This is a genomic window from Variovorax sp. OV084, from assembly GCF_900111625.1.
GTDB lineage: Bacteria > Pseudomonadota > Gammaproteobacteria > Burkholderiales > Burkholderiaceae_C > Variovorax.
Genome location: NZ_FOII01000003.1, coordinates 375,412 through 399,704 on the forward strand (window position 1 = coordinate 375,412; position 24,293 = coordinate 399,704).

The window sequence follows — 24,293 nt, forward strand, 5'->3', positions numbered from 1 at the left end:
TCTTCTTCAGCGCTTCTTGGCGGGAGCAGGAGCGGCCGGAGCCGCCGACGGAATCAGCACGCCGCGCACCCGGCCGTTCAGGTTGGCCACGCCGCTCAGGTTGTCGTAGTCGAGCGTGTCGCCGGTGAACTGGTCGGTGCCGCGAATGAGCGTGACCGGCTTGTTCGACGTGACGCGCTCAGTGTCGACATAAGCGTGCAGGAACTCGCCGCGGAACTCGAGGCGCGGCGCAGGCTTGCCGTTCGGCCCCACCGAAGGATCGCGAATGACGATCGCATTGCCGAACAGCTGGACCTCGCTGCCATCGGAGTTCGACAGGCCGCGGTCGGCTGACCCGCGCGTCACCAGCCCCTCGGGCGACACGGTGCGCATGCGCACCTTGTCGATCTCGATGGTGTCGGTGTCGGGATAGTGCCGGCCCTCGACCCCGTGCAATTCGCTGCGCAGGTCGCCATTAGGCAGGAAGTTCTTGATGACGAACTCACGCATGAAGTAGTCGGGCTCATGCGTGGGTGCGACCTTGGCCGTGGGCTCCAGCAGCTTGGGCGCGTTGCGCACCAGCCAGTAGGTGCCGAGCGCGACGGCGGCCGTGAGGATGATCGGCAGGTAGATCGTGGCGCGGTCGAGGACTTCGCGCACCATGCCCCATGCGCGTTTCACGTCGTTCATGTGGTCGGGCCCCGGGCAGCGTCGAGCATCGCGCGGTATTGGCCGCAGGCCGTGAGCAGCAGGTCGCAGAACTCGCGCGCCGCGCCTTCGCCGCCGCGCGCCTGGGTGACGTAGCGCGCGATGCCGCGCACTTCCGCATGGGCATTGGCCGGTGCCGCCGCGAAGCCGACGCGCGTGAGCACCGGCAGGTCGGGCCAGTCGTCGCCGATGGCGGCGGCCTGCGCCCACGCAAAGCCGAGCTGGTCGAGCATGGCCTGCGCTGCGGGCAGCTTGTCTTCGGTGCCGTAGCGCACGTGCTCGATGCCCAGCGCTTCGAGCCGCACGCGCAGCGGCTTGGAGTCGCGCCCGGTGATCACGGCCGGCACGATGCCGGCCTTGCGCAGCAGCTTCAGGCCGTAGCCGTCGAGGATGCTGAAGCGCTTGAGCGTTTCGCCGTGCTCGGTGAAGTACACGCCGCCATCGGTCAGCACGCCGTCGATGTCGAAGAAAACAATGCGCACGTCCTGCGCGGCGAGCAAGGTCTCGGCCTGGAACTCGAGCGGCATCAGATGACCTTCGCGCGCATCAGGTCGTTGGTGTTGATCGCGCCGACGATCACCCCCGCGCCGTCGATCACGAACAGGCGGGTGATGCCGCATTGCTCCATCAGCTCGGCGGCTTCCACCGCCAGCGCGTCGACGCGGATGGTGCGAGGGTCGCGGTGCATCACGTCGACCGCCTTGGGGCTGCGCAAGTCGGCCCCCGCCTCGATCAGCCGGCGCAGGTCGCCGTCGGTGAAGATGCCCGAGGCGCGGCCGTCGGGCTCGATCACCGCGGCGGCGCCAAAGCCCTTGATGCTCATCGCGCGCATCAGCTCGCTGATGTTGGCCGACGGCGGCACGCGCGGCACTTCGTCGCCCGAGCGCATGACGTCGCTCACGTGGGTGAGCAGCTTGCGCCCGAGCGCGCCGCCCGGATGCGAGCGCGCGAAGTCTTCCGAGCCGAAGCCGCGCGCGTCGAGCAGCGCCACGGCCAGCGCGTCGCCCATCGCCATCTGGGCGGTGGTGCTGGCGGTGGGGGCGAGGTTGAGCGGGCAGGCTTCCTTGGACACGCCCGCGTCGATCACGATGTCGGCATGGCGGGCGAGGGTGGATTCGGGGCGGCCGGTCATGGCGATCAGGGGCACGCCCTGGCGCTTGACGACCGGCAGGATGACGGTGAGTTCGTCGACCTCGCCGCTGTTGGAAATGGCCAGCACCAGGTCGACCGCCTTGATCATGCCGAGGTCGCCGTGGCTGGCCTCGGCCGGGTGCACGAACATCGCGGGCGTGCCGGTGGAGGCGAGGGTGGCGGCGATCTTGCGGCCGACGTGGCCGCTCTTGCCCATGCCCATCACGACCACCCGGCCACGCACTTCGAGGATCTTGCGCACCGCATCGACGAAGCTCGGGCCGACGCGGTCTTTCAGACCGGTGACGGCTTCGGCTTCGATGTCGAAGGTGAGGCGTGCCCGAGCGAGGATGGCTTCGGGGTCGACCACTGGGGCCGGGACGGGGCGGGAGCTCATCTGCGGATTTTACGGGCCGGCCGGCACCCGGGATCACATGGCCCGGGGAAGCCCGGGGCACGGACATTGCTCTAGCATCGGCGCCTATGTCTTCGTTCGATCTCACGCTGTTGTATCTCCTGGCCGCGGTGATCGGCGTGGTGGCGTGCCGCTCCCTCAAGCTGCCGCCGATGCTGGGCTATCTGTCGGCTGGCGTGTTGATCGGGCCGCACGCCTTCGCCCTGGCGCAGAACACCGAAGGCATCCAGCACCTGGGCGAATTCGGCGTGGTGTTCCTCATGTTCGTGATCGGGCTGGAGTTCAGCCTGCCGAAGCTGCGCGCAATGCGAAAGCACGTGTTCGGGCTGGGCCTGCTGCAGGTGCTGCTGACGATGTCCATCGCCACGGTCGGCGCGCTGCTGATCGCCCGGCTGCTGCTGCCGCCGACATGGCAACTGGGCTGGCAGACCGCGCTGGCGCTGTCGGGCGCGCTCACCATGAGCAGCACGGCCATCGTGGTCAAGCTGATGGCCGAGCGGCTCGAACTCGAGAGCGAGCACGGCAAGCGCGTGATGGGCGTGCTGCTGTTTCAGGATTTGGCCGTGGTGCCGCTGCTGGTGCTGATCCCCGCATTGGGCGCACCGCCCGAGGCGTTGGCCAAGGCGCTGGGCCTGGCGCTGCTGAAGGCGAGCTTCTTGATCGGCGTGCTGCTCTACGGCGGCCCGCGCATCATGCGCTGGTGGCTCACGCTGGTGGCGCGGCGGCGCAGCGAAGAGCTCTTCATCCTGAACGTGTTGCTGATAACGCTGGGCCTGGCCTGGCTCACCGAGCTGGCCGGCCTGAGCCTGGCGCTGGGCGCGTTCATCGCGGGCATGCTGGTGTCGGAGACCGAATACAAGCACCAGGTCGAGACCGACATCCGCCCCTTCCACGACGTGCTGCTGGGGCTGTTCTTCATCACCGTGGGCATGTCGCTCGACTGGCACATCGTGGTCGAGCGCTGGCTGCTGGTGGGCGTGCTGCTGCTGGTGCCGCTGGCGTTCAAGCTGGGGCTGGTGACGGTGCTGGCGCGGGTGCTCGGGGCCACCTCGGGCGTGTCGCTGCGCACCGGCCTCTACCTCGCGCAGGCGGGCGAATTCGGCTTCGTGCTGTTGACGCTGGCGCAGGAACGCAGCCTGCTGCCGCCGTGGCTGGCCAACCCGGTGCTGGCGTCGATGGTGCTGTCGATGCTGGCCACGCCTTTCATCATCATGTACAGCAACGCCATCGTGCGAAAGCTCGTGGCCAGCGATTGGCTGCAGCAGTCGCTGCAGATGACGAGCATCGCGCGCAAGACCATCAACACCGCGCAGCACGTGATCATCTGCGGCTACGGGCGCTGCGGCCAGAACCTGGCGCGCATCCTCGAACGCGAGGGCATTCCGTACATGGCACTCGACCTCGACCCTGACCGCGTGCGCCAGGCCGCCGCCGCCGGCGACTCGGTGGTGTTCGGCGACGCGGCGCGGCTGCAGGCCCTGATGGCCGCGGGCCTGGCGCGTGCCAGCGCGGTGGTCGTCACTTATCTCGACGTGCCGGGCGCGATGAAGGTGCTGGCCAACACGCGCGCCCATGCGCCGCACGTGCCGGTGATCGTGCGCACGCAGGACGACCACGATCTCGAAAAGCTGCAGGCCGCAGGCGCCACAGAGGTGGTGCCCGAGGCCATCGAAGGTTCGCTGATGCTCGCGAGCCATGCGCTGGCGCTGGTCGGCGTGCCGATGCGGCGCGTGATCCGCGTGGTGCAGGACCAGCGCGATGCCCGCTACAACCTGCTGCGCGGCTACTTCCACGGCGCCGACGACGACAACGCCGACGAGATCGACCACGAGCGCCTCAACAGCTTCACCCTCAACGCCGGCGCACGTGCGGTCGGCCAGACGCTGGAGCAGATGGCGCTGCACACGCTGGGCGTGCGCGTCGCCAGCCTGCGCCGGCAAGACGGCCAGCCCCGCGCGCTGGCCGACAACCCGGTGCTGTCAGACGGCGACACGCTGGTGCTGTCCGGCAAGCCCGCCGCGCTGGCGATGGCCGTGGAGCGGCTGCAAAAAGGCTGACGATCCGGCAGCCTTCGCTTCGGTCCCGGCCGATCAGTTGATCAGGCTCGGGTTGCGCTTTTCTTCTTCGAGTCGCTGCTGACGACGCACTGCTTCGCACTGCGCATGGGCCTTGAACTCGGGCTTCAGGCACTGGGCCGCCATGCACTGGGCCTTGGCGATGAAATTGCGGTCGCCGCACATGGCCTGAGGCTCGGCAGGGGCGGCAGGTGCCGGCGGCGGAGCGGGAGCGACGACCGGAGCAGCGGGTTCAGGCGCGTTCGACGGCTGCACGGCGGCGGTCGCCTGCTTACGCGGCTTGGCAACGGGCTTGGGTGCAGGTGCGGCTTCCGCGGCAGGCGGCGTCTCGGCTGGCTCGACGGGCTGGGGGTCCGCCGGCGCCGCGGGCGCTGCAGGCGGTGACGACTCGGTCGGCGGCGGCAGCGGCGGGGCCGCGGGAGCGGGGGCCTCGACGGTTGGCGCAGCCCCTTCGGCGGCGGCAGGCGCCTTGCGCGTCCCGTAGCCGTACCAGCCCGCGACGATCATCGCCACCGCAACCACCAGCAGGCCGAGCCACAGCAGGATCACGCGCTTGCGCGGCGGCCGTTCGACCGGTACGGACTGCCGGACCTTGGCCCGGCGTCTCTTCTTCATTTCGGGCTTCGAGGCCCAAGTCGACTCCAGCCCCGGCGACGCAGCGGGCGGCGCGGGCGAGCGCGGCAACCCGTCGTCGTGCACCATCAACACGGTCTGTGAGTGTTCGTCGTTCTGCCGCGCGGCGGGCGTCCGGCTGAAGAACGACGAGCGCGCGGGCGGCGGCGGCTCCTCCGGGTCGAACAGCGGCGCCGGAATGGTCGGCGCGCGCAACTGGGCGGGGGCGGTGGTGGCCCATTCGCGTTCAGGGCTCGGCGGCGGCGGAATCCGGTCTCCCGCGGCGGACAGCTTGACGCCGCAACTCCTGCAGAAATTCGCGCCGTCACGGTTTTCCGTGCTGCAGACCGGACAGATCAGGGCCATGGCTTACTTGCTGACTACTCTCTACTCTCGGGGTCCAGAACGGAAACTGGCTTGCTGGTCGACTATCCGGCGGTGGGCGATCGGGGTTTCGTCAGGTCACGGCAACGCGCTTGGAGCGGTGCGCCATGCGCTTGGCGATCACGGCGCCGAGCGCCATCGCGATCTCCAGTGCCATGTTGGGCTGGCGGTTCGACATTTCCGCAAAGCGGATCGCCGTGAGGCGCCACACACGGCCCGCGCCAGTGACCACCACGTTGGCCGAATGCGGCTGCCGCGAGAAGAACGAGCCTTCGCCGACCACCGAGCCGGGCGTGAGCACGGCCAGCCGCATCTGCTCCTTGCTGCTGACACGGTGCACGCTGATGGCGCCGCTCTCGATGAAGAACACCGAGCGGTCGGGCGTGCCCTGCTCGATCAATATGTCACCGACGCCGGCATCGATGGGCTGCAGATAGCCCGCCAGCGTTTCCCACTGCTGGACATTGAACGTCAACGCAAACGCGTCGGTGCTCATGTTCTCCGCGATGGCGCGGCTCAGGTTCTGGATTGACATGTTTCTTCGGCCCCCGATGTGAGCCGAAGTATCCGCGATGGCCGCGAGGTTCGGCTACAACTGTTTACGTTTTTCAGGTCGCCTGTAGTTATTTACCAATGCAGAAGCGCGAAAAGATGACCCCCAGCAGGTCATCCGCGCCGAATTCGCCGGTGATCTCGTTCAGGGCGTTCTGGGCCAGCCGCAACTCTTCGGCCAGCAGATCGAGCAGCTGGGCCTGTGCCACCAGGTGGCTGGCGGCCAGCGCCAGGTGCGTTTCGACCCGCGCCAGCGCCTGCACGTGGCGCGCCCGCGCGAGGTACACGCCCTCGGGCACGGCCTGCCAGCCGGCCATGGCCAGCAGCTGTTCGCGCAGGGCCTCGATGCCCAGGCCGGTCTTGGCGGACAGGGCGATGCCTTGCTCGGGGTTGGTAGCGGGCGCTGCGTCCTGCTTGTTCCAGACATCGAGCACCGGCACGCTCGCGGGCAGCTTCTGCCGCAGGCCGGCCAGGATCTCCGCATCGGCGGCGGCATAGTCGCCCAGGTGCGCGCGGGTGAGGTCGTGCAGGAACAGCACGGCATCGGCGCTTTCGATCTGGCCCCAGGCGCGCGCCACGCCGATCTGCTCGACCTCGTCGCTGCTCTCGCGCAGGCCGGCGGTGTCGGCCACGTGCAGCGGCACGCCGTGGATCTGGATGGTCTGCGAGACCACATCGCGCGTGGTGCCCGCCACCGCGCTCACGATGGCCAGTTCGGCGCCGGCCAGCGCATTGAGCAGCGAACTCTTGCCCGCGTTGGGCTGCCCCGCAATCACGACCTTGATGCCCTCGCGCAGCAACGCGCCCTGGCGCGCGCGCTGCTGCACGGCGGCGAGTTGCGACTGCAGCCTTGCCAGCTGCCCGGTGGCATCGGCCTTCTGCAGGAAGTCGATTTCCTCTTCCGGGAAGTCGAGCGTGGCCTCGACCAGCATGCGCAGGTGGATCAGCGCGTCGCGCAGCGTGTGGATCTCGCGCGAGAACGCGCCCGACAGCGAACGCCCGGCGCTGCGCGCGGCCGCCTCGGTGCTGGCGTCGATCAGGTCGGCAATGGCCTCGGCTTGCGCCAGGTCGATCTTTCCGTTGAGAAATGCCCGCTGGCTGAACTCGCCGGGCTCGGCCACCCGCAGGCCGGGCAGGCGAGGGCGGCCGGTGACGGGGTCGAGCTCGGCCGCGGCTTCGAGGCAGCGCGCCAGCAGCAGCTGCAGCACGACCGCGCCTCCGTGGGCCTGCAGCTCGAGCACGTCCTCGCCAGTGAAAGAGTTCGGCGAAGGGAAGTGAATGGCCAGGCCGTGGTCGACAGGCTCGCCGTCCGCATCGCGGAACGGCAGGTAGGTGGCCTCGCGCGGCTTGAGCACGCGGCCACAGAGGGCTTCGATCAACGGCGCCAGCTTCGCGCCCGACACCCGCACGATGCCGACCGCCCCGCGCCCCGAGGCTGTGGCGACGGCGACGATGGGATCGGTGGTGCGGGCGAGCATGGGCGGATTCTTTCAGCAAAAAGGGCCGCTGACGCGGCCCTTCGTGGGATGGCTGGGGTGGTGTGCGGCTACTTGGTGCCGAGCACGCCCAGTCGCTTGTTGATGAACCACTGCTGCGCGATCGACAGCACGTTGTTCGTGATCCAGTACAGCACCAGGCCGGCCGGGAAGAAGATGAACATCACGCTGAACGCGAGCGGCATGATCCACATCAGCTTGGCCTGCATCGGATCGGGCGGCGTCGGGTTGAGCCAGGTCTGGAACAGCGAGGTGGCCGTCATCACGACCGGCAGGATGTACCAGGGGTCCGGTGCCGACAGGTCGGTGATCCAGCCGATCCACGGTGCGTGGCGCATTTCGACCGACGACAGCAGCACCCAGTAGAGCGCGATGAACACCGGGATCTGGATCACGATGGGGAAGCAGCCGCCCATCGGATTGACCTTTTCGGTCTTGTAGATCCGCATCATTTCCTGCTGCATTTCCTGCGGCTTGTCCTTCAGCCGCTCGCGCATTTCCATGATCTTCGGATTGATGGCCTTCATCTTGGCCATGCTGGCGTAGGCCTTGGCGTTGAGCCAGTAGAAGGCCGCCTTCAGCAGCACCACCAGCGCGACGATCGACCAGCCCCAGTTGCCCAGGATGCCGTGCAGCTGGTTCAGCAGCCAGTACAGCGGCTTGGAGATGATCGCGAAGATGCCGTAGTCCTTCACCAGGTCCAGGCCGGGGGCGATGGCTTCGAGCTTCTTTTCTTCCTCGGGGCCGGCGAACAGCGCGCTGTTCACGACCTGCGTGGCGCCCGGGGCGATCTTCGGCAGCGTGGCCACCATGGCAACGGTGAAGAGGTTGTCGCCCAGGTCCTTCACGCGGAACTCGCGGCGCAGCTGCTCGCTGGCCGGGTCGCCCTTGAGCAGCCAGGCCGACACGAAGTAATGCTGCACCATCGCGATCCAGCCATCGTTGGCCGGCGGAGGCGGCTCGATCTTGCCCTTGGCGATGTCCTTGAAGTCGAGCTTGTGGAACTTCTTCTCGTTGGTGTACGCGGCCGGACCGGTAAAGGTGTTGGTGCCGAACATCGTGCTGGCGGCCACCGTGCCGTGGCGCAGCAGCTGCATGTAGAGCTGCGCGTCGCGCGGCTGGTCGCTCACGTTGACGACTTCGTGGCGCACGCCGATGGTGTAGTCACCGCGGTGGAACACGTAGGTCTTGATGTACTTCAGGCCGCCGACGGGGGCGCTCTCGAAGCCCACTTCCAGCGTGTTCTGGCCATCGGCCATTTCGCGCGGACCGGCCTTCGGCGTCATCGGCGTCAGGTGGTTGGGGAAGCGCTCACCGGTGTCGACCTGGTTCAGCAGGCCGGTCTGCGCGACGTAGCGCGTGGCGGACGAGCCGTTTTCGAACAGCACCACGTGCTTGGTGCGGTCGGCTTCGTCGTACTTCAGCAGTTCGAGGTGGTTGACCGTGGCGCCTTCGCTGTCGATCGTTGCCTTGAACAGGTCGGTGGTCACGTTGACCTGCTCGCGCGGCGCGGCCGCGGCGGCTTGCGTGGGCACGGCGCCCGCGTTGCCGCTGGTGCCGGATGCGGTCGGCACGCCGTTGTTGGCTGCAGGTGCGTTGGCTGGGGCGGCGGCCGTGGCGGCCGGCTTGGTCGACGGCAGGAAGGTCGGCTTGTTGCCGTTGAAGACCTGCCATTGGTCCCACAGCAGCACCAGCGAGAACCCAAAAATCACCCACAGTATCGTGCGGCGGATATCGTTCATGACGAAGACTTCTTGTCGGAGGAGAGAAGAGACGAAAACAGCGATCCTGACTTGTCAGTGCGACGCTGAGATTTCGGTGGAACCGGATCGTGGCCGCCCTGGCACCAGGGCTGGCAGCGCGCGATGCGGTGCAGAGTCAGGTAGCTGCCCTTGAGCGCGCCGTGCACCTCGAGCGCCTCGATCGAATACACGGAGCAGGTCGGCGTGAAGCGGCACGACTGGCCGAGCCAGGGGCTCAGCAGCAGGCGGTAGGCCTTCACGAGGCCGATCAGCAGGCGTTTCATGGCGAAGAGGAGGGAGCCGCAGGCGCCGCGGGAGTGCGCGCAGCCCGCGCCAGCAGTTGCTGGAGCTCGGCGCGCACGGCGGCCTTGAGCTTGTCCGAGGTGGCGCTCACGAATTCCTTGCGGTCGAAACCGGCGCGCAGGCGCACCACGTGCGCAGCACGCGGCAAGGCGACGCCGGGAGCGGCACTCACGGCGTAGATCTGACGCTTGATGGCATTGCGCGTGACAGCACGACGCGCCCAGCGCTTGGGCACCATGGCACCCAGCCAGACGTCGTCGGACGCGAACAACGGCTGTGCGCTCGATGCGAGATCGAGCGCACAGCGATGCAATGCGAAATGAGCAGTGCGCGCCACGGTGGCACCTGCGAGGACGGCCTGGAATTGCGCGCGGGTCTTGAGCCGCTGCATGGAAGCCGGGCTGTGCACGTCATTGCCGGTTGGACCGGAAGCGCTGGCTGCGGGAGCCTGCGCTGACGTGTCGGCTGCTGGCAACGGCAGGTGGTCTGCCGTCAGACGGCCAGGCGCTTGCGGCCCTTGGCGCGGCGTGCGTTGATGACGGCACGGCCGCCGCGGGTCTTCATGCGGACCAGGAAGCCGTGGGTACGGGCGCGGCGGACTTTGGATGCTTGGTATGTGCGTTTCATGATGGTTCCAGATTCCCTGATTTCCGCATGAAAAAACCTGCGGGCGCTGGGGAGCGTGTTTCGGATGGCCCCCGAAAGACGCAATGAGGTTTTCAGGGAAACCCGCAATTATCGCAAACATTGGCCGCCGGAACAATCTTCGAGCAGATTTGCGGGCCTTTCGACATGCCGGCCAGCGTGTGGATAAGGTTTTGACAAGTTAGAATGCCGAGCGCCTTCCAGCAGAGAATATCCACAATACCTATACCAAAAATGCCCGAGGGTCTCATCACTTTTTCAAGCGCCCATGTCGACTGACGGCATCGGCGAAAGCCTGTGGCAGGCCTGCGTCGACCAGCTCGCGCAGGAGCTGTCCGAGCAGCAGTTCAACACCTGGATCAAGCCCCTGACAGCGCAGGTCGCCGACGACCTGTCGCGCATGACGGTGTTCGTTGCCAACCGCTTCAAGCTCGACTGGATCCGGGCCCAGTACGCCGGCAAGATCGCCGCCATGGCCGAGAAGATGTACGGCCAGCCGGTTGCCATCGAGTTAGCGCTCGCTCCGCGCGAAGTGCCCGTGCGCTCTGCGCCCGTGGCCGTCATGACCGAAACGGACGTGCCGCGCGACGTGGCCGGACCGGGCGAGGAGCCGGCCGCGGCCGGCTTCAAGAACCGCCTGAATTCCGGCCTCACTTTCGACACCCTGGTCGAGGGCACGGCCAACCGCATGGCGCGCGCCGCGGCCATGCACGTGGCTGGCATGCCTGGCCATCTTTACAACCCGCTTTTCATCTACGGCGGCGTCGGCCTGGGCAAGACCCACCTGATGCACGCTGTGGGTAACCGGCTGCTGGCCGACAAGCCGGATTCCAAAGTTCTCTACATCCACGCCGAGCAATTCGTCTCGGATGTGGTCAAAGCCTATCAGCGCAAGACTTTCGATGAGTTCAAGGAGCGCTACCACTCGCTCGATCTGTTGCTGATCGACGATGTGCAGTTCTTCGCCAACAAGGACCGGACGCAGGAAGAATTCTTCAACGCGTTCGAGGCCCTGCTCGCCAAGAAGTCGCACATCGTGATGACCAGCGACACCTATCCGAAGGGGCTGGCGGACATCCACGAACGCCTGGTTTCGCGCTTCGATTCGGGCCTCACGGTGGCCATCGAGCCGCCCGAGCTTGAAATGCGCGTGGCCATCCTGATCAACAAGGCGCGCGCCGAATCGGCCGAAATGCCGGAAGAAGTGGCCTTCTTCGTCGCCAAGAACGTGCGCTCCAACGTGCGCGAGCTCGAAGGGGCGCTGCGCAAGATCCTGGCGTATTCGCGCTTCAACCAGAAGGAGATCTCGATCGCCCTGGCGCGTGAGGCGCTGCGCGACCTGCTGTCGATCCAGAATCGGCAGATCTCCGTCGAGAATATCCAGAAGACGGTGGCCGACTACTACAAGATCAAGGTCGCCGACATGTACAGCAAGAAACGCCCGGCCAGCATTGCGCGGCCGCGGCAGATCGCGATGTACCTGGCCAAGGAGCTCACGCAGAAAAGCCTGCCGGAAATCGGCGAGCTGTTCGGTGGGCGCGACCACACGACGGTGCTGCATGCGGTGCGCAAGATCTCGGGCGAGCGCCAGCAGCTCACCGAGCTCAACCAGCAGCTCCACGTGCTCGAACAGACGCTCAAGGGCTGACCGCCGAATGTCATCAAGGGTGCCCCTCGCGACAGCGGAGAATGGCGTCTTACAGGCTGATTCAAAGAGATAGAGAAGAGGAAGAAGACATGATCGTTTTGAAGGCAAACCAAGACAAAGTCCTCGCCGCGCTGCAGTCGGTGGCGGGCATCGTCGAGCGGCGTCACACCTTGCCGATCCTGGCGAACGTGCTGATCCGCAAGACCGGCGGCCAGCTGCAGCTGACCACGAGCGACCTCGAGATCCAGATCCGCACCACCGCCGAGCTCGGCGGCGACGAAGGCAACTTCACCACCACCATCGGCGCGCGCAAGCTGATCGACATCCTGCGCACCATGCCGGCCGACCAGACCGTGAGCCTCGAATCGAGCGCGAGCAAGCTGGTGCTCAAGGGCGGCAAGAGCCGCTTCACGCTGCAGTCGCTGCCCGCCGAAGACTTTCCGCTGGTTCAGGAAGCAGCCAATTTCGGCCCCGTGTTCAGCGTGCCGCAAAAGACGCTGAAAGACCTGCTCTCGCAGGTGTCGTTCGCCATGGCCGTGCACGACATCCGCTACTACCTGAACGGCATCCTGTTCGTTGCCGAAGGCAAGCAGCTGAGCCTGGTGGCCACCGACGGCCACCGCCTGGCGTTCTCGTCGGCCACGCTCGACGTCGAAGTGCCGCGCCAGGAAGTCATCCTGCCGCGAAAGACCGTGCTCGAAATGCAGCGCCTGCTGTCCGACGCCGAAGGCGCCATCGAGATGCAGTTCGCGAACAACCAGGCCAAGTTCAGCTTCGGCGGCATGGAGTTCGTCACCAAGCTGGTCGAGGGCAAGTTCCCCGACTACAACCGCGTCATCCCGAAGAACCACAAGAACACCGTCACGCTGGGCCGCGCGCCGCTCCTGGCCAGCCTGCAGCGCACCGCCATCCTGACCAGCGAGAAGTTCAAGGGCGTGCGCCTGAACATCGAGCCGGGCACACTGCGCATCGCGTCGAACAACGCCGAGCAGGAAGAAGCCCAGGACGAGCTCGACATCGACTACGGCGGCGACGCCATCGAAATCGGCTTCAACGTGACCTACCTGATCGACGCGCTGTCGAACATGGATCAGGACATGGTCAAGCTGGACCTTGCCGACTCCAACAGCTCGGCCTTGTTAACCATCCCCGAGAACGCATCTTTCAAGTACGTCGTGATGCCGATGCGTATCTAGCAGACACACCACGCAGCGCCTTGCGCATACAGCCCGCGGCCCTCCGCGGGTTTGCGCTTTCAAGAGGCTGCGAATTGAGCTTTTGAGAGCCCGAAATATCACGTGAATACCGTGAGAGTTAGAGGAATATCCGAATGAGTGCTGAAGAAAACAAGCCCGACGTGCCCCACACCGAGCCCGTCTACATCCCCGAGATCGACACCGTGGCCCCCGACACCAGCTACGGCGAAGGCTCCATCACGATCCTCGAAGGGCTTGAAGCCGTGCGCAAGCGCCCCGGCATGTACATCGGCGACACCTCCGACGGCACCGGCCTGCACCACCTGGTGTTCGAAGTCGTCGACAACTCCATCGACGAGGCCCTGGCTGGCCATTGCGACGACATCGTCGTGACCATCCACAGCGACAACTCGATCTCCGTTACCGACAACGGCCGCGGCATCCCGACCGGCGTGAAGATGGACGACAAGCACGAGCCCAAGCGCTCGGCTGCGGAAATTGCGCTCACCGAACTGCACGCCGGAGGCAAGTTCAACCAGAACAGCTACAAGGTGTCGGGCGGCCTGCACGGCGTGGGCGTGAGTTGCGTGAACGCGCTGAGCGTGATGCTGCGTTTGGTGGTGCGCCGCGAAGGCAAGATCCACGAACTCGAATTCAGCCGCGGCTTCGTGCAGAACCGCCTGCTCGAGACGGTGAACGGCGTCGAAGTCTCGCCCATGAAGATCATCGGCGACACCGACAAGCGCGGCACCGAGGTGCACTTTCTTCCTGACACCCAGATCTTCAAGGAGAACTCGGACTTCCATTACGAGATTCTCAGCAAGCGCCTGCGCGAACTGAGCTTCCTGAACAACGGCGTGCGCATCCGCCTGAAGGACGAGCGCACCGGCAAGGAAGACGACTTCTCCGGCGCCGGCGGCGTGCGCGGCTTCGTCGAGTTCATCAACAAGGGCAAGACCGTCCTGCATCCGAACTCGTTCTATGCCGAAGGCGAGCGCCCGGCCGACACCTACGGCGGCATCCCCGGCACGCACATCGGCGTCGAAGTGGCGATGCAGTGGAACAGCGGCTACAACGAGCAGGTGCTGTGCTTCACCAACAACATCCCGCAGCGTGACGGCGGCACCCACCTGACCGGCCTGCGCGCCGCGATGACCCGCGTCATCAACAAGTACATCGAAGAGAACGAGTTCGCGAAGAAGGCGAAGGTCGAAGTCACCGGCGACGACATGCGCGAAGGCCTGTGCTGCGTGCTGAGCGTGAAGGTGCCCGAGCCCAAGTTCTCGAGCCAGACCAAGGACAAGCTGGTGTCCAGCGAAGTGCGCGCGCCGGTGGAGGACATCGTCGGCAAGCTGCTCACCGACTACCTGCAGGAACGCCCGAACGACGCCAAGATCATCTGCGGCAAGATCGTCGAGGCCGCCCGCGCCCGCGAAGCCGCCCGCAAGGCCCGCGAAATGACGCGCCGCAAGGGCGTGCTCGACGGCATGGGCCTGCCCGGCAAGCTGGCCGACTGCCAGGAGAAAGATCCGGCGCTGTGCGAGGTCTACCTGGTGGAGGGTGACTCCGCCGGCGGCTCCGCCAAGCAGGGCCGCGACCGGAAGTTCCAGGCCATCCTGCCGCTGCGCGGCAAGATCCTGAACGTCGAGAAGGCTCGCTACGAGAAGCTGCTCACCAGCAACGAAATTCTCACCATGATCACCGCGCTGGGCACCGGCATCGGCCGTGCCGGCGCAACCACCGCGGGCGGCGGCGCGGACGACTTCAACGTCGCCAAGCTGCGCTACCACCGCATCATCATCATGACCGACGCCGACGTCGACGGCGCCCACATCCGCACGCTGCTGCTGACGTTCTTCTATCGCCAGATGCCCGAGCTGGTTGAGCGCGGCCACATCTACATCGCGCAGCCTCCGCTGTACAAGGTGAAGGTCGGCAAGGAAGAGCAGTACCTGAAGGACGGCCCCGCGCTCGACGCCTTCCTGCTCAAGGTGGCGCTGAAAGACGCGAGCCTGCAGACCGGCGGCGCTAACTCCACCACGCTGAGCGGCGATACCCTGGGCGAGCTGGCGCGCAAGCACCAGGTGGCCGAGGCCGTGATCGCGCGCCTGCGCAACTTCATGGACGCCGAAGCACTGCGCGCCATCGCCGACGGCGTGGCGCTCGACCTCGACACCACGCCCGCCGCCGAGGCATCGGCCGTGGCGCTGCAGGCCAAGCTGCGTGAGCTCAACACCACCGGCATTCCGGCCGAGGTGAGCAGCGAGTTCGACGCGCGCACCGACAAGCCGCTGCTGCGCATCAGCCGCCGCCACCACGGCAACATCAAGAGCAGCGTGCTCACGCAAGACTTCGTGCACGGCGCCGACTACGCCGCGCTCGCCGAAGCAGCCAACACCTTCCGCGGCCTGCTGAGCCCCGAAGGCGCGCTGGTCAAGCGCGGCGAAGGCGAACGCGCCAAGGAAGAAAAGGTCGACGACTTCCGCCAGGCCATGAAGTGGCTCATCGGCGAAGCCGAGCGCGCCACCTCGCGCCAGCGCTACAAGGGCCTGGGCGAGATGAACCCCGAGCAGCTGTGGGAAACCACGATGGACCCGACCGTGCGCCGCCTGCTACGCGTGCAGATCGACGACGCGATCGAAGCCGACCGCGTGTTCACGATGCTGATGGGCGACGAAGTGGAGCCGCGTCGCGAGTTCATCGAGCAGAACGCGCTGCGGGCGGCGAATATCGACGTTTGATCTTGTAGGTTCTCAGAGTAGATCACCCTTCAGATCAAGAAGACGGACAGGTACTCGAACACATGGTCCAGCGGCAGGTGATCCCTGAGTTGATCGAAGTCATCGAAGCCATCAGGCAGTGGCAAGCCAATGCCTTCGATCCCGTCCACCACCACTGCTCCTCCCCACGCTACTTGAGTAGTAGAGTTCTTCAAGACCTCACTGACCGTCATTCCGGCCCACAGCTTGCCCTCATAGCGGCCTTCGAACCTGGAGTTGCACATCACCGAGTAGATCAGTCGGTTCTCGCCATGGCCGATGGTGATCAATCCATCGTCGATGGATACGGCACCCTCGAAGACTTCCAGCACATGGTGGTTCCGGAGGCCATCGATTACCGTGTCGATGGAGGTCCGAAGAGCAATGCCACCGAGTGACTTGGCCGGCACGATAGCATTGGTCAGTCTCATGTTTCGCAGCTACCAGCCGATGGGCTCTCCGTCCTCGTCGGTGACGGAAACTTCCGTCCGGCTTCTGAGCCAGGAGAGGAATCTGAGCAGGTCCGCCTGGATACTAGGAGGACGGCTACTAAGTTCCAGCAGGATCTCTGATTGGAGTCCTGCAGAAAGATCCGGACGTCATAGGTCCAACGACCGTTCGCAGCCCTGTCTTCAAACCCCTGCAACCAATACTCGCTGCCATCGGTCTTCGAGAAAGTCGGGAGCATTCTGATCTGCGCCGACAGCCCTTCAGCATGCCTCGGGAGCCATCCAGTGTCCCGGAATGAAACGTAGAACTCTGCTGCCATAAGAAAGCGGTCAGGCGGCGAGAGACAGTTCAGTGATGGTCATGGGACAAATTCGGAGCCTGCGCGTGGCGGAGGGTAGATGTCGTCGGGAGCGGCTTTCGAGCCAGTATCTTGAAGTTCACTCTCGAAGACCATCCACGATTGATCGTCTATGGAAACAGCGTACCAGTTGCCTTCGGCGGTTGGTGAAATACCCAGAATGACGCCGCACTTGCCGTTGATCGCGCTGTTTTGCTGCGCCTTCGAACTCACCCTGACCGCGCTGAATAGGTCCATGTTGCTTTGAAGTGGCTGTCTCGATGGGCGTCTTGTTTCTTGGTTCGGACGGAGGCGATTGAAGCGCAGACGCTCGTCCTCGTGGCAGCCGGGGCCGTGTCAATCCTCGTGCGCGAAATCCTCGTACTCCCACGCGAAATAGCGCTGTAGCGCAGCGCACGAGTCTTCCCAGGTGTCACGCGTGCATTTTTCGAGGATATCCTCGATCGTCTGCCTGAGCAGTTCGTAGTCGAACTTCTCGACCACCAGCACGCGGTGCTCAGCGATCAAGAAGCCCTTGGCCCGGCGGCGCAGGGCCTCGGGTGTCGCAACCTTCACGCAGAACAGATTGCTGCCTCGTGCACCGTCGCTCATCGAGACGTCGAGGTCGAGCGTGGTGTAGGTGTCCTCGAGCGTTCGGGGGCGCCATTGCTCGAGCGGATCGGTCATTGTCGATGACATCTCCCGCAGGACGAGTTGGTACTTGGCTTTTCGCATGATTGTTCTCTGTCAGTGCACATCCAGGTGGACATTGCCGACGACATCGCCATCGGCGTTTTTCGTTTCGACGTTGACTTGCTTTCCAGTTCTTGACCACGGCCGACCGTTGACCCTGTCGAAACCCCTTTTCTCTGCCGGGAAGCGGAAAGTCCGCTTGCCATCGGCAGACACCAGGCCTTTGCCGTTCGACATCGGACGATGCTCCGGTCCGACGAAGGCCTTGCCCAGCTTCATCGCATCCTTCGGCGAAACGCTTCCGGTGATGCCTCGGTTTCCGCCCGCCGCAGTCTGGTTGAGGATGCGCTTCATCTTGTTGCGCATCGCTGTTGATGGCCCTAATCACGATTCCTCAACAAATTTGAGAACCTACAAAGCCGCTAGGCGCGCGTTTTCTTTGGCGTGGGACCAGCGTCCGTCGCCGACTCTTCATCGCGCAGCCGCCGCCACAGCGTGGCGCGGCTGATGCCGAGCACGGCGCAGGCCTTGGCCTGGTCGCCCTGCACCGATTGAAGCACCTCGCGCACGCGACGTAGTTCAGCGGCGCGGCGCGCACCCTTCAGCAGGCGCTCGCGCACGGGCGCCGGGCGAGCTTGGGTGCATTCGGGAAACACCTCCAGCAGACGGGCCCGGTCCAGGTTGCCGGCGGGCGCCAGGTAGCTGTGACAAGCCAGCAGGCGCTCGACCAGGTTCTCCAGCTCGCGCACGTTGCCGGGCCAACCGTAGCCCGCGGCCAGTTCCAGCAAAGCGGCGAGCCAGGCCGATGCCTGCGCTGCCGGTACGCCAGCCCTGCCGGCGCGGCGGGCCATTAGTTCGGCCGCCAGGAGTGCGATGTCGGCTTCGCGATCGCGCAGGGGAGGCATCTCGATACGCAGCACCGCGAGCCGGTAGTACAGGTCGCGCCGGAAGAGGCCGCGCTCCACCTGGGACGCCAGGTCGGCATGTGTGGCCGCGATCACGCGCAGGTCCACCGGCACGGCAGCGGTCGCCCCGAGGCGAAGCACCTCCCGCTCCTGCAGCACGCGCAGCAGCCGGGTCTGCAGCGCCAGCGGCATGTCGCCGATCTCGTCGAGAAACAGAGTGCCCGTGTGGGCGGCTTCGACCAGGCCTGTCTTACCGCCGCGCCGCGCGCCAGTGAAGGCGCCTTCCTCGTAGCCGAACAGCTCGCTCTCCAGCAGGCTCTCTCCCAGGGCGGCGCAGTTCACGGCCAGGAACGGCTGCGTCGCTCGCCGGCTGGCGGTATGAATGCCCTGCGCCACGAGCTCCTTGCCAGTGCCGCTCTCACCGACGATGAGGACCGTGGCCTCGCTTGAGGCGCATTGCGCAGCAAGCTCGCGCACGCGCTGCGCCAGGGCGCTGTTGCCTGTGAATGCGTCAAGCCGGTATCGCGTGGGAGCGCCCCGCTGCCGCTGGTTGGCGCGCAGGTGGCGGTCCGCGCGCTGGATCACCGCCGGGTCGCGGCACACGAGCAGCGCGCCGGTGACCTCGCCGCCTTCGATGACCGGCGCGCGCCGGACCACCAGCGTACGCATGCCGATCTGCAGCACCTCCTCGGCCGGGGCCTCGCGCAGGCGCAGCGTGGCGCCGAGGTCCAGCACGGGCTCCACTTCGCCCAGCACGCGGCCCGCCAGTTCCTGGACGGAGGCTCCCAGCAGTTCCGCCATGACCGGGTTCAGCGCCTCGATGCGCTGCTGCAAGTCCACCGCGACCACGCCGTCCTGCAGCTGGCCGAGGACAGTGTTCAGCCGTTCGTGGCGCGCCCGCTCGGCAAGGCTGTGGCGCGCAAGATGGATGGCGTCCTGAAGCGCCTGGCGCACGGCATCGTCCGAATACATCAGCACGCTGGCGATGCCGGCTTGCTCGGCCAGGTCGGCGACCAGGCCGGGCGCGACCACTGCCTGGACGCCAGCCGCGCGCAGCGCCTCCACGCAGGCGGGGGCGTCGTCGGCACCCCGATAGCTGAATTGGGCGATGCCCATGCCGAACAGCGCGTCGAGCTGCGCCAGATGCTCCGAGGGACCGTCGAACGACACGAGCCCCACCCGGGGCGAGAGGGCGCGCGCGGCCGCCAGCGCACGCATCAGGTCGAAGCCGCGTACCTCCACCATGGCCACCGGGATGTCCAGATGCTGGCGCAGCCATTCGCCGCTGGCACCTGCCGCCACCACCGCATCGACCGGTGCGCGCGCATGCAGTTCGCGCACCGCTTCGACGGCCTCGTCGAAGGCAAGACCTACCAGTTCGATTTGCGCCTGCGCCGCCACCTCGGGTAACAGCCGCACCAGCACGCGGCCCAGTCGGTGGCGAGCCACGGCCACGATGCGAGGCCGGCGAGGCACAGCGGACGAATGGACAGGTGGCAGGACGAGTGCGTTCATTCGGCGAATTCTATGGTTTCAAAAGTGAAATGAATCTGAAACATCGCGCATTGAAAAACCACCGAAGAAAGTCACAAATTCCTTTTGAATCAATGACTTATATCCAACGACTTGCGAATCCGGTCTGTGGCATAGCGCTTGCGCACTCCCGGATAAGACCCCCGTGGTCTTGTTTTCCCAAATAACCAGGAGCCAACCGTGAACTTCCGTCGCCTTTCTGCAGTGACATGCGCAACTGCCGCCGCCCTGGCTTGCGCGCTACCTCTGAGCGTCCAGGCACAGACATGGCCTACCAAGCCGATCCGGCTGGTCGTGCCGTTCTCTGCGGGCGGTGCCAACGACCTGATGGCGCGCGCCGCGGCCGAAGGAGCATCGAAGCAGCTCGGCCAGCCGGTGATCATCGACAACAAGCCCGGTGCGGGCGCCATCCTCGGCGCCGACGTGGTCGCCAAGAGCGCGCCCGACGGCTACACCTTCCTGGTGAGCGCGGCCGGCGTGGTGTCGAACAGCATGATCAAGAAGAACATGCCCTACAAAGACGAGGCACTGGTGCCGGTGGCCATGATCGCGCTGGCGCCCTCGGTGGTGGTGGTGCCGGCCAATGCGCCCTACAAGGATCTGAAGGAGTTCGTCGCCGCGTCGAAGAAAGCTGGCAACGGCTTCCACTGGGCCACGGCGGGCACCGGCAGCACGCCGCATTTCGTCGAAGGCATTCTCGAGACGAAATACGGCAGCAAGCTCGACGTGGTGCCCTACAAGAGCGGCTCGGAATCGATCACCGCGGTGCTCGGCAACCAGGTCGAAGCGACGTCGGAGGCCAGCATCGTGGTGCTGCCGTACATCAAGAGCGGCAAGCTCAAGGCACTGGCAGGCACGTGGACGCAGCGCATCTCGGCCTACCCCGAGCTGCCGACGGCGGCTGAAGAGGGCTTTCCCGAGATCCGCATCGCGCACTGGGCCGGCGTGCATGCGCCGCGCGGCACACCTGACGCCATCCTCGACAAGATGGCCGCTGCGATCGACGCAGCCATGAAGTCGCCGGAGACGGCCAAGCGCCTGAAGGACATGGGCATCGAGCCCATCGGCGGCACGCGTGCGAGCTTCACCAAGTTCGTCGACGAAGAGCGCGCAAGGCTCGGTGGCGTCGTGAAGGCCACCGGCATGAAGGAAGACTGAGAACCCCATGAGCACGACCAACGAATCTCCGAAGAAAACCCTGCGCCGGCTGGCCGAGGCACGCCGCAGCGTGCTGGTGCCGGGCGCGTTCAACGCGATGTCGGCGCGCGTGATCGAAGACCTCGGCTTCGAGGCGATCTACATCACCGGCGCGGGCGTCACCAACATGTACCTCGGCCTGCCCGACCAGGCCTTCATGGGCCTGCACGAGATCGCCGAGCACACGGCGCGCATCCGCGACGCGGTGAACCTGCCGCTGCTGGTCGACGCCGACACCGGCTTCGGCAATGCGCTGAACGTGCGCCACACGGTGCGCGTGCTCGAGCGGGCAGGGGCAGACTGCATCCAGCTCGAAGACCAGGTCAGCCCCAAGCGCTGCGGCCACTTCTCGGGCAAGGCGGTGATCGACACCGACGAGATGCTCGGCAAGATCAAGGCGGCTGTCGACGCCCGGCAGGACAGCGACCTGCTCGTCATGGCCCGCACCGATGCGGCCGCCGTGCACGGCTTCGAGGCCGCCATCGAGCGCGCGCAGAAGTTCAGCGAGGCCGGCGCCGACATCCTGTTCGTCGAAGCCGTGACACTGGCCGACGAAGTGCGTGCGATGCCGCAACGCTTGAACAAGCCGCAGCTCATGAACATGGTGATCGGCGGCAAGACGCCGACCTTCGGTGCGCAGGAATTGGGCGCGCTGGGCTACGGCTTCGTGCTCTACGCCAACGCCGCCTTGCAGGGCGCGGTGGCCGGCATGCAGAAAGCGCTCACCGCCCTGCGGGACGACAAGCGCCTGGAGGAAGATCCCGCGCTGGTAGCCCCTTTCGCCGAGCGCCAGCGCCTCGTCGGCAAACCCCAATGGGACGCGCTCGAGCGTCTCTACATCTAGGCCCAGGCAGTGCCATGAACAGGCTTTCAACCGCAGAGATCCAGCGATCGGCGCTGCTGGTCATGGACTACCAGCCCGGCATCCTCGGCTTCCTTCCCGATCCGGCAACGCTGTTCGCGAAGATCATGCCGGTACAGCAGTTGATGCGCTCGCGAGGCGCGAAGGTGGGCTTCGTGCGCGTGGCTTTCGATGCGGCCGACCTCGAGCGCTTCCCCAGGCACAGCGCCATGGGCGCGCGCGTCAAGGCGGCGGGCGCCCATATGCATCTCGATTCCCCATCGACCGCCGTCCATCCGGATTTGGGCGTCGCGCCGGGCGACATCATTGTTCGCAAGACGCGGGTGGGCGCCTTCTCGACGACCGACCTTCACGCCCAACTGCAGCGCGCGGGCATCGAAACCCTGGTGCTCGCCGGCGTACACACCAGTGGCGTTGTGCTTTCCACGGTTCGCGAGGCGCACGACCTCGACTATCGGGTCATCGTCCTGTCGGACGCGTGCGCCGATCCGGATGCCAAGGTGAACGAGTTCCTGTTGCGCGAGATCTTTCCAAGACAGGCGACCGTGGCCACTACGGCGGAGTTTTGCGAAGCGATTTCGCCTTAGCTTCGGGCGCCGCGGACACGTCCTGCCGGGCGCTTGTCATTGGAGGTGCAGAGTCGAGACCTGCGAGCCTTCGGTGCAGGGGCCGTCTGAATATTCGGCCGTGCCGGAAGGCGTGACGCACTTGGTCACCGTAGAGCGAGCAGGCGCTGCCGCTACTGGCAACACATCGGAAGGGGTGGATGGCGAGGCCGGCAAGGCGGATGCCCGAACGGGCAGGGCAGCCGAACTCGCCGGTAGTGCATCGCCGGAGCGAGCGGTCGCCAGCGGCTGCCGAACGACCGCAGGGACCATGGCCGCCTGGACAGGCGCTCGCGCCGCGCGCTCCCTCAGCAAGTCCGTCAGTGCCACGTAGAAGAGGAACACCGCCAGCAATGCCAACGCCAGGCACGGCGCCCAATAGCGTTGCGACCCGAGGCCGGTTTCCGGCCGCCCGCTCAGTGCCGCGGCCATGCCAGGCCCCCGCTCTGCAACGTCCCCGCCCGCCGGGCGTCCACTTTCTTGAACTCTTCGATCGTCGATTCGAGGGTCATGGCTGAAGCTCCGTGTGTCCGTTCAGCAGTTCATATCGCGCGCCGCGATGCACCGCTGTAGGCGCGCACCCCTGCACGTTTGCGGATTCAGACGCCAAAACGCCGCATGACGCGGCGAAAAAGCACGGATCAGGGTTTCCGTGAGGTCTGTTAGTAAAAGTAGCCCACACGCGCGTCACACGGCCGTCATCAGCTATGAAAACAATAGCATTCAGTTCCAATCCGAAGATCGTTCCTCGTAAACGCTATATCTAGCCCGACTCTTGCTAAGCAAAATCCTCGACGGATTTCACGTCACGCAAGATCGAGGACCACACAGCAATGAACCCTACGCGTCTCCGCCGGCCCCTGGCCGCGCTGGTATTGGGCGGTACAGCAGCATTCCTCGGGGCCGTGACTTCGGCCCATGCGTTCTCGAACCCGCCCATCCAGGTGGCGCAGGGCATCGAATACATGTGCGGTGGCGCCGCCAGGGATGAAGCCGCATTCATGGAAATGGTGTCGCCGCGCTGGGCCGCGACCATCGAGTTCGGCGTGAGTGACGGCAAGGGCGCGCAGGTGGCTGGCTTTCCGGCCAAGGCCCTGATCGAGGTGCGCCAGAAATACACCGGCCAGGTCGTGATGGACGTGCAGTCGCAAGGCCCCTACATGCTGGCGCGCCTCAATCCGGGCGCCTATGACGTGAACGTGACGCTCGGCGGTCTCACGCTGACGCAGTCGCTGGTGGTGATTGCCGGCATGCCGGCGCGCACCTCGTTCGTCTGGCCGTCGAATTTCGACATGGCTTCGGTGACGCCGGCGCTGCCGCAGACGCAGGCTCTCGCGCAAACTTCCGCCGCCCGCTGAGCGGTCGGCCGGTCAGCCTTTCCTAAGCCACGCGCCGCACAGTGGCACCGTGGCTTCTCGCCACGACGACCAGGAAAGGATCCAGACCATGACCTCCCGTTTTCCATCATCGCGCACGATGCGGCCGCTGGCGGCCGCGGTGTTCTGCGGCGCCGTTCTGCTCGGCGCGCTTTCGTCGGCCCAGGCGGCGGTGAACCCGCCGATCTACATGGCGCACGGCGTCGAGTACATGAGCGGCGGCATCGGCAGCGACGAGGCCCAGTTGATGGAGACAGTGTCGCCGCGCTGGCCCGCCACCTTCGAGTTCGCTGTCAAGGACAGCAAGGGCGCCGACTTCGCGGCCAATGTGCACGTGACGGTGCGCGACAGCAGCGGCGTCGCATTGCTCGACAACGTGGTGTCGGGCGGCCCGTTCATGGTGGCGCGGCTGGACCCGGGCAACTACGAGGTCGAGGCGCGGATCGGCAGCCAGGTGCTGAAGCAGCCGCTGCACGTTCTGCAGGGCGCGCCGACCAAGGCGACCTTCGTCTGGCCGGCGGGCACCGACATGGCTTCGGCCAGCACGCGCACGGTGCAGTAGCGCGGCGAAAGTGGGCGCCGGCACCGCATCCGGCCGGCACCCGCTTTGTTAACTCCACCAGGCCATAACGCCTGCTATCCGGGCGCCTTGCGCTATAGAAAAAATAGCGATTGCGGCGTCTCCCGGTA

25 protein-coding genes are annotated in these 24,293 nt (G+C 65.9%); 9 read left to right on the top strand and 16 right to left on the bottom strand.

Features of this window, described 5'->3' with window-relative positions; genetic code table 11:
* Positions 1-6: 6 nt before the first annotated feature.
* Genes lptC through BMW87_RS11815 form a run of 3 tightly spaced genes read right to left on the bottom strand, consistent with a single transcriptional unit; the run spans position 7 to position 2,215 of the window.
* Positions 7-669, bottom strand: coding sequence for an LPS export ABC transporter periplasmic protein LptC (gene lptC, locus BMW87_RS11805; protein WP_177192761.1), 663 nt, complete (start codon positions 667-669; stop codon positions 7-9).
* Positions 666-1,214 (bottom strand): KdsC family phosphatase, encoded by a 549-nt coding sequence (locus tag BMW87_RS11810; RefSeq protein ID WP_093076437.1) that lies wholly within the window; start codon positions 1,212-1,214, stop codon positions 666-668. The genes lptC and BMW87_RS11810 overlap by 4 nt, the downstream gene beginning before the upstream one ends.
* Entirely contained in the window at positions 1,214-2,215 is a 1,002-nt protein-coding gene (locus BMW87_RS11815) for a KpsF/GutQ family sugar-phosphate isomerase (protein WP_093054988.1), read from the bottom strand. Before BMW87_RS11815 ends, BMW87_RS11810 begins: the two co-directional genes overlap by 1 nt.
* Positions 2,216-2,301: 86 nt before the next feature.
* Here BMW87_RS11815 and BMW87_RS11820 point away from each other — a divergent pair, with 86 nt between their 5' ends.
* Positions 2,302-4,290: a monovalent cation:proton antiporter family protein gene (locus BMW87_RS11820; protein WP_093076438.1), complete on the top strand. Its 1,989-nt coding sequence runs from the start codon at positions 2,302-2,304 to the stop codon at positions 4,288-4,290.
* A gap of 33 nt (positions 4,291-4,323) precedes the next feature.
* Here the strand turns inward: BMW87_RS11820 and BMW87_RS11825 are convergent, their stop codons facing one another.
* From BMW87_RS11825 to rpmH, 7 genes are all read right to left on the bottom strand, one after another.
* Positions 4,324-5,286 carry a zinc ribbon domain-containing protein gene (locus BMW87_RS11825; protein WP_093076440.1) on the bottom strand — a complete coding sequence of 321 codons (963 nt, stop codon included), beginning with the start codon at positions 5,284-5,286 and terminating at the stop codon, positions 4,324-4,326.
* A gap of 91 nt (positions 5,287-5,377) precedes the next feature.
* Positions 5,378-5,839, bottom strand: coding sequence for a Crp/Fnr family transcriptional regulator (locus tag BMW87_RS11830; RefSeq protein ID WP_093054982.1), 462 nt, complete (start codon positions 5,837-5,839; stop codon positions 5,378-5,380).
* 88 nt (positions 5,840-5,927) lie between these two features.
* Complete coding sequence (gene mnmE / locus BMW87_RS11835) at positions 5,928-7,334, bottom strand: tRNA uridine-5-carboxymethylaminomethyl(34) synthesis GTPase MnmE (RefSeq protein ID WP_093076441.1); 1,407 nt, start codon at positions 7,332-7,334, stop codon at positions 5,928-5,930.
* Positions 7,335-7,402: 68 nt separating this feature from the next.
* On the bottom strand, positions 7,403-9,094 hold the full coding sequence (yidC, locus tag BMW87_RS11840) for a membrane protein insertase YidC (RefSeq protein WP_093076443.1): 1,692 nt from the start codon (positions 9,092-9,094) through the stop codon (positions 7,403-7,405).
* Entirely contained in the window at positions 9,091-9,378 is a 288-nt protein-coding gene (gene yidD, locus BMW87_RS11845) for a membrane protein insertion efficiency factor YidD (RefSeq protein WP_093054976.1), read from the bottom strand. Before yidD ends, yidC begins: the two co-directional genes overlap by 4 nt.
* On the bottom strand, positions 9,375-9,788 hold the full coding sequence (locus BMW87_RS11850; RefSeq protein ID WP_093054974.1) for a ribonuclease P protein component: 414 nt from the start codon (positions 9,786-9,788) through the stop codon (positions 9,375-9,377). The genes yidD and BMW87_RS11850 overlap by 4 nt, the downstream gene beginning before the upstream one ends.
* A gap of 101 nt (positions 9,789-9,889) precedes the next feature.
* Complete coding sequence (rpmH, locus tag BMW87_RS11855) at positions 9,890-10,024, bottom strand: 50S ribosomal protein L34 (protein ID WP_007834827.1); 135 nt, start codon at positions 10,022-10,024, stop codon at positions 9,890-9,892.
* A gap of 286 nt (positions 10,025-10,310) precedes the next feature.
* Between rpmH and dnaA the strand changes: the two genes are divergently transcribed.
* From dnaA to gyrB, 3 genes are all read left to right on the top strand, one after another.
* Positions 10,311-11,690: a chromosomal replication initiator protein DnaA gene (gene dnaA, locus BMW87_RS11860; RefSeq protein WP_019653666.1), complete on the top strand. Its 1,380-nt coding sequence runs from the start codon at positions 10,311-10,313 to the stop codon at positions 11,688-11,690.
* 89 nt (positions 11,691-11,779) lie between these two features.
* Positions 11,780-12,886 (top strand): DNA polymerase III subunit beta, encoded by a 1,107-nt coding sequence (dnaN, locus tag BMW87_RS11865; RefSeq protein WP_093054972.1) that lies wholly within the window; start codon positions 11,780-11,782, stop codon positions 12,884-12,886.
* Between the two features lie 134 nt (positions 12,887-13,020).
* Positions 13,021-15,627: a DNA topoisomerase (ATP-hydrolyzing) subunit B gene (gene gyrB / locus BMW87_RS11870; protein ID WP_093054970.1), complete on the top strand. Its 2,607-nt coding sequence runs from the start codon at positions 13,021-13,023 to the stop codon at positions 15,625-15,627.
* A gap of 29 nt (positions 15,628-15,656) precedes the next feature.
* Here gyrB and BMW87_RS11875 read toward each other — a convergent pair whose 3' ends face one another.
* From BMW87_RS11875 to prpR, 5 genes are all read right to left on the bottom strand, one after another.
* Positions 15,657-16,076 (bottom strand): META domain-containing protein, encoded by a 420-nt coding sequence (locus BMW87_RS11875; protein ID WP_093076444.1) that lies wholly within the window; start codon positions 16,074-16,076, stop codon positions 15,657-15,659.
* A gap of 377 nt (positions 16,077-16,453) precedes the next feature.
* A complete protein-coding gene (locus BMW87_RS11880; protein ID WP_093076446.1) occupies positions 16,454-16,690 on the bottom strand; it encodes an Imm31 family immunity protein in 237 nt (78 codons plus the stop codon).
* Between the two features lie 99 nt (positions 16,691-16,789).
* Entirely contained in the window at positions 16,790-17,167 is a 378-nt protein-coding gene (locus tag BMW87_RS11885) for an Imm8 family immunity protein (protein ID WP_218149750.1), read from the bottom strand.
* Positions 17,168-17,179: 12 nt separating this feature from the next.
* A complete protein-coding gene (locus tag BMW87_RS11890; RefSeq protein ID WP_143062576.1) occupies positions 17,180-17,479 on the bottom strand; it encodes a hypothetical protein in 300 nt (99 codons plus the stop codon).
* Positions 17,480-17,547: 68 nt separating this feature from the next.
* Positions 17,548-19,545, bottom strand: coding sequence for a propionate catabolism operon regulatory protein PrpR (prpR, locus tag BMW87_RS11895; protein WP_093076449.1), 1,998 nt, complete (start codon positions 19,543-19,545; stop codon positions 17,548-17,550).
* A 198-nt stretch (positions 19,546-19,743) separates the two neighbouring features.
* Here prpR and BMW87_RS11900 point away from each other — a divergent pair, with 198 nt between their 5' ends.
* From BMW87_RS11900 to BMW87_RS11910, 3 genes are read left to right on the top strand one after another with little or no spacing between them, the layout of a single operon-like run.
* Complete coding sequence (locus tag BMW87_RS11900; RefSeq protein ID WP_371258806.1) at positions 19,744-20,721, top strand: tripartite tricarboxylate transporter substrate binding protein; 978 nt, start codon at positions 19,744-19,746, stop codon at positions 20,719-20,721.
* A gap of 7 nt (positions 20,722-20,728) precedes the next feature.
* Complete coding sequence (locus tag BMW87_RS11905) at positions 20,729-21,604, top strand: isocitrate lyase/PEP mutase family protein (protein ID WP_093076452.1); 876 nt, start codon at positions 20,729-20,731, stop codon at positions 21,602-21,604.
* A 14-nt stretch (positions 21,605-21,618) separates the two neighbouring features.
* Positions 21,619-22,209 carry a cysteine hydrolase family protein gene (locus BMW87_RS11910; RefSeq protein WP_093076453.1) on the top strand — a complete coding sequence of 197 codons (591 nt, stop codon included), beginning with the start codon at positions 21,619-21,621 and terminating at the stop codon, positions 22,207-22,209.
* 36 nt (positions 22,210-22,245) lie between these two features.
* Here BMW87_RS11910 and BMW87_RS35740 read toward each other — a convergent pair whose 3' ends face one another.
* Positions 22,246-22,659: a DUF4124 domain-containing protein gene (locus BMW87_RS35740; protein WP_093076455.1), complete on the bottom strand. Its 414-nt coding sequence runs from the start codon at positions 22,657-22,659 to the stop codon at positions 22,246-22,248.
* A 401-nt stretch (positions 22,660-23,060) separates the two neighbouring features.
* Here BMW87_RS35740 and BMW87_RS11920 point away from each other — a divergent pair, with 401 nt between their 5' ends.
* Positions 23,061-23,585 carry a hypothetical protein gene (locus BMW87_RS11920; RefSeq protein WP_093057146.1) on the top strand — a complete coding sequence of 175 codons (525 nt, stop codon included), beginning with the start codon at positions 23,061-23,063 and terminating at the stop codon, positions 23,583-23,585.
* A gap of 88 nt (positions 23,586-23,673) precedes the next feature.
* Positions 23,674-24,165 carry a hypothetical protein gene (locus BMW87_RS11925; RefSeq protein WP_093076456.1) on the top strand — a complete coding sequence of 164 codons (492 nt, stop codon included), beginning with the start codon at positions 23,674-23,676 and terminating at the stop codon, positions 24,163-24,165.
* The last annotated feature ends 128 nt before the right edge of the window (positions 24,166-24,293 follow it).

What these genes read in the sequence shown, in the direction of transcription:
- lptC (WP_177192761.1), bottom strand. Translation starts at nt 669, where the DNA reads ATGAACGACGTGAAACGCGCATGGGGCATGGTGCGCGAAGTCCTCGAC.
- BMW87_RS11810 (WP_093076437.1), bottom strand. Translation starts at nt 1,214, where the DNA reads ATGCCGCTCGAGTTCCAGGCCGAGACCTTGCTCGCCGCGCAGGACGTG.
- BMW87_RS11815 (WP_093054988.1), bottom strand. Translation starts at nt 2,215, where the DNA reads ATGAGCTCCCGCCCCGTCCCGGCCCCAGTGGTCGACCCCGAAGCCATC.
- BMW87_RS11820 (WP_093076438.1), top strand. Translation starts at nt 2,302, where the DNA reads ATGTCTTCGTTCGATCTCACGCTGTTGTATCTCCTGGCCGCGGTGATC.
- BMW87_RS11825 (WP_093076440.1), bottom strand. Translation starts at nt 5,286, where the DNA reads ATGGCCCTGATCTGTCCGGTCTGCAGCACGGAAAACCGTGACGGCGCG.
- BMW87_RS11830 (WP_093054982.1), bottom strand. Translation starts at nt 5,839, where the DNA reads ATGTCAATCCAGAACCTGAGCCGCGCCATCGCGGAGAACATGAGCACC.
- mnmE (WP_093076441.1), bottom strand. Translation starts at nt 7,334, where the DNA reads ATGCTCGCCCGCACCACCGATCCCATCGTCGCCGTCGCCACAGCCTCG.
- yidC (WP_093076443.1), bottom strand. Translation starts at nt 9,094, where the DNA reads ATGAACGATATCCGCCGCACGATACTGTGGGTGATTTTTGGGTTCTCG.
- yidD (WP_093054976.1), bottom strand. Translation starts at nt 9,378, where the DNA reads ATGAAACGCCTGCTGATCGGCCTCGTGAAGGCCTACCGCCTGCTGCTG.
- BMW87_RS11850 (WP_093054974.1), bottom strand. Translation starts at nt 9,788, where the DNA reads ATGCAGCGGCTCAAGACCCGCGCGCAATTCCAGGCCGTCCTCGCAGGT.
- rpmH (WP_007834827.1), bottom strand. Translation starts at nt 10,024, where the DNA reads ATGAAACGCACATACCAAGCATCCAAAGTCCGCCGCGCCCGTACCCAC.
- dnaA (WP_019653666.1), top strand. Translation starts at nt 10,311, where the DNA reads ATGTCGACTGACGGCATCGGCGAAAGCCTGTGGCAGGCCTGCGTCGAC.
- dnaN (WP_093054972.1), top strand. Translation starts at nt 11,780, where the DNA reads ATGATCGTTTTGAAGGCAAACCAAGACAAAGTCCTCGCCGCGCTGCAG.
- gyrB (WP_093054970.1), top strand. Translation starts at nt 13,021, where the DNA reads ATGAGTGCTGAAGAAAACAAGCCCGACGTGCCCCACACCGAGCCCGTC.
- BMW87_RS11875 (WP_093076444.1), bottom strand. Translation starts at nt 16,076, where the DNA reads ATGAGACTGACCAATGCTATCGTGCCGGCCAAGTCACTCGGTGGCATT.
- BMW87_RS11880 (WP_093076446.1), bottom strand. Translation starts at nt 16,690, where the DNA reads ATGGACCTATTCAGCGCGGTCAGGGTGAGTTCGAAGGCGCAGCAAAAC.
- BMW87_RS11885 (WP_218149750.1), bottom strand. Translation starts at nt 17,167, where the DNA reads ATGCGAAAAGCCAAGTACCAACTCGTCCTGCGGGAGATGTCATCGACA.
- BMW87_RS11890 (WP_143062576.1), bottom strand. Translation starts at nt 17,479, where the DNA reads ATGAAGCGCATCCTCAACCAGACTGCGGCGGGCGGAAACCGAGGCATC.
- prpR (WP_093076449.1), bottom strand. Translation starts at nt 19,545, where the DNA reads ATGAACGCACTCGTCCTGCCACCTGTCCATTCGTCCGCTGTGCCTCGC.
- BMW87_RS11905 (WP_093076452.1), top strand. Translation starts at nt 20,729, where the DNA reads ATGAGCACGACCAACGAATCTCCGAAGAAAACCCTGCGCCGGCTGGCC.
- BMW87_RS11910 (WP_093076453.1), top strand. Translation starts at nt 21,619, where the DNA reads ATGAACAGGCTTTCAACCGCAGAGATCCAGCGATCGGCGCTGCTGGTC.
- BMW87_RS35740 (WP_093076455.1), bottom strand. Translation starts at nt 22,659, where the DNA reads ATGGCCGCGGCACTGAGCGGGCGGCCGGAAACCGGCCTCGGGTCGCAA.
- BMW87_RS11920 (WP_093057146.1), top strand. Translation starts at nt 23,061, where the DNA reads ATGAACCCTACGCGTCTCCGCCGGCCCCTGGCCGCGCTGGTATTGGGC.
- BMW87_RS11925 (WP_093076456.1), top strand. Translation starts at nt 23,674, where the DNA reads ATGACCTCCCGTTTTCCATCATCGCGCACGATGCGGCCGCTGGCGGCC.